This is a genomic window from Acinetobacter harbinensis (assembly GCF_000816495.1).
Classification (GTDB): Bacteria; Pseudomonadota; Gammaproteobacteria; order Pseudomonadales; family Moraxellaceae; genus Acinetobacter; species Acinetobacter harbinensis.
On the sequence record NZ_JXBK01000003.1, the window covers coordinates 6,535 to 9,529 of the forward strand.

At 40.6% G+C, this 2,995-nt stretch carries 2 protein-coding genes and 3 pseudogenes; 3 read left to right on the forward strand and 2 right to left on the reverse strand.

Translation table 11 applies throughout. The features are described 5' to 3' along the window. Nucleotides 1–206: pseudogene (locus tag SE27_RS14655) on the forward strand (thioredoxin-disulfide reductase); the annotation flags it as partial. Between the two features lie 96 nt (nt 207–302). Next, nucleotides 303–1,388 carry an ArsO family NAD(P)H-dependent flavin-containing monooxygenase gene (locus tag SE27_RS12970; protein ID WP_171054458.1) on the forward strand — a complete coding sequence of 362 codons (1,086 nt, stop codon included), beginning with the start codon at nt 303–305 and terminating at the stop codon, nt 1,386–1,388. A gap of 235 nt (nt 1,389–1,623) precedes the next feature. Here SE27_RS12970 and SE27_RS14270 read toward each other — a convergent pair. Continuing rightward, nucleotides 1,624–1,770: pseudogene (locus SE27_RS14270) on the reverse strand (cation diffusion facilitator family transporter); the annotation flags it as partial. Between the two features lie 54 nt (nt 1,771–1,824). On the opposite strand from SE27_RS14270, the pseudogene SE27_RS12975 reads away from it, so the two are divergent. After that, nucleotides 1,825–2,528: pseudogene (locus SE27_RS12975) on the forward strand (IS6 family transposase). Between the two features lie 55 nt (nt 2,529–2,583). Here SE27_RS12975 and SE27_RS12980 read toward each other — a convergent pair. Continuing rightward, nucleotides 2,584–2,995, reverse strand: a 412-nt coding sequence (locus tag SE27_RS12980) for a hypothetical protein (protein ID WP_455550018.1), incomplete at its 5' end; no start/stop codon positions are given.

A 2,995-nucleotide genomic window follows, 5' to 3' on the forward strand; every position in this document is an offset into this window, starting at 1 on the left:
AGATGTTTTCAGCGCAACTTGAGTTACGTGATGGCTATATTCAGATCCAAAGCGGAACAGCGGGGAATGCCACTGCTACTTCAGTGCCAGGTGTATTCGCTGCCGGTGATGTGGCTGATTCAGTTTATCGCCAAGCGATTACTTCAGCAGGCTCTGGTTGTATGGCTGCATTAGATGCTGAAAAATATCTTGATAGTTTAAGTTGATTTTGATGTTGTCATAAAAATATAGTGAATATTGTAAAAGCCCAGTCTTCAGGATTGGGTTTTTATATTAAAGAAAAAATAAAAGGGGAAAAGGCTTTGAATCAGAAACAGACGGAAACTGATGTCATCATTATCGGTGGTGGACAGGCAGCTTTATCTACAGCTTATTTTTTAAAGCGAAAAAAAATACCATTTATTATTTTAGATGATCAAAATCAAGCAGGTGGAGCCTGGTTACATGCTTGGAATTCTTTGCGTCTGTTTTCACCGAATAGCTGGAGTTCCTTACCTGGTTGGGTTATGCCGAATACAGAACAAACGTATCCGACCAAGAAAGAAGTTATTGAATACTTGCAGCAATATGAGCAGCGTTATCAATTTCCGATTATTCGTCCTGTATATGTTGATCACGTCAAAAGCGAAGGAGAAGTATTGAGTGTGCATGCAGGTGAACAGACATGGAGAGCCAAGGCTGTAATCAGTGCAACGGGCACCTGGAGTCATCCTTATATCCCATCTTACCCTGGCCAAGAAAATTTCAAAGGTCTGCAATTACACTCCGCCCATTATCAAAATGCAGAACTTTTTAAAGATAAGCACGTAATGATAGTCGGTGGTGGAAATTCTGGAGCACAAATTTTGGCTGAAGTTTCCCAAGTGGCAGACACTCTTTGGATCACGCCAACACCTCCTCAATTTTTAGCAGATGATGTTGATGGCCGTGTACTGTTTTTACGTGCGACAGAGCGTTTAAAGGCACAATTAGAAGGCCGTACAATAGATCAGCCTGTTGGCGGTCTGGGTGATATTGTCATGATTGATTCAGTCAAAGATGCACGTGCACGAGGAGTTTTACATAGTGAGCGCCCATTTTCGGCTTTTACAGAAAATGGCGTGATTTGGGAAGATGGATCTTTTCAACAGGTTAATGCAGTGATTTGGTGTACTGGATTTAAAGCGACTTTAAGCCATTTAAAGCCACTTGGAATAGTAGAGGAAAATAATACGATACTTGTTGAAGGAACACGAGCAGTCAAACAATCCAACCTATGGTTAGTAGGATATGGTGAGTGGACCGGACCTGGTTCAGCGACACTGGTGGGTGTTTCAAGGACTGCGAGAGCCACAGTGGATGAAATTGCAGCTTATTTAGATAATATTTATAATTACATCCAATGTTAAATTGCTTGCCGTAAACTAAGTGCTTTTACAACTTTGATAACAGTATCGAAACTAAGTTTAACCCTCACCGGAAAGAGCTTTGTAAAGACTTTCTCGACCTAGGCTTATCGGGCTATTTAGTGAAGTTGAAAGCTCCAAGTGCAAGTCTACAGTCTTACCTGTAAGAGAAATAATGTAACTTTAGAGTATACTCTAAAGTCACATGAAGTATCTGCATGAAGCCTAAAGTCCAAATTTAGTGTTTATGCTGTTCCAATGTATTACATTCCGTACTTTCTATTTGTAACGTAATTTCCGTAATACTATGATTATGTTTTAGAACTTCTAAGGCCTTTTGATAGAGCTGATCTGTATTGCTATTGGGGGCAACCAAAGGCACTGTTGCAAATAGCCATTGATGATAAGCTAAATAGTTTTTTAGCTAAAGGTTCAGTGTATGAATCCCTTCCATGGTCGGCATTTTCAGGGCGAAATCATTCTTTGGGCTGTACGCTGGTATTGTAAATATGGCATTAGCTATCGTGAACTTCAGGAAATGCTTTCCGAACGTGGTGTGAATGTTAATCACACTACTATTTACCGTTGGGTTCAACGTTATGCTCCTGAAATAGAAAAACGCTTACGCTGGTATTGGCGTAATCCTACACATCTCGGCACATGGCATATTGATGAAACTTATGTAAAAGTGAATGGAAGATGGTCTTATCTGTATCGTGCAGTCGATCAACGTGGCTTTACCATTGATTTTACCTTTCTTCTAGACGTAATACCAAATCAGCATATTGTTTTCTTGGAAAAATTTTAAATAATGTGAAGAAGTGGCAAATTCCACAAGTGATCAATACGGATAAAGCACCCACATATGGAGGTGCTTTATCACGGTTAAAACGGGAAGGAAAATGTCCACCAGACCTTGAGCACAGGCAGGTTAAGTACAAAAATAACGTGATCGAATGTGATCATGGCAAGCTAAAGCGGATTATCAGGGCCACCTTAGGATTCAAATCTATGAAAACGGCTTATGCGACAATTAAAGGTATTGAAGTCATGCGTGCACTACGTAAAGGACAAGCTTCATCATTTTATTATGGTCAGCCTCAGGGTGAAGTGTATCTGGTGAATAGAGTTTTCGGTCTCTAAGCACTTTTTAAAGGGAACATCATCGACTCAGATCCCTATTTGCAACAGTGCCTATCTATGTGGGCGCAATTTCTATTGCACCGGCAACGGCACAACCCTGATATGCTTTGCCTGCGTAAGTTAATATTGCAGTAAACTCATTCTGATAGCCATTGTCATCGATACAAAGGTTATTTCTTATATTCACAACAATAGGCTGTCCATTGACTGTGCTCGCGTATTCAACACCTTCAGTATTGACAGAACCAGAACCCACCACGATAACTATTGCTGTCGTTGGCTTTAAGAAATTTGCCTCTATACTTAGCTCATTTCCTTCAATCACTATTCGCCAAATTTTTTCTTTGTTTCCAAAAGCAGTAAATGCCGCTGACGCTACAGGCACTTCTATTGTAGGCTGCTTACTCAGATCCGTGGTGTCGGCTCGATGGTTACTACAAGCCACTAGAGCTAAGCTGCCCGTTAAG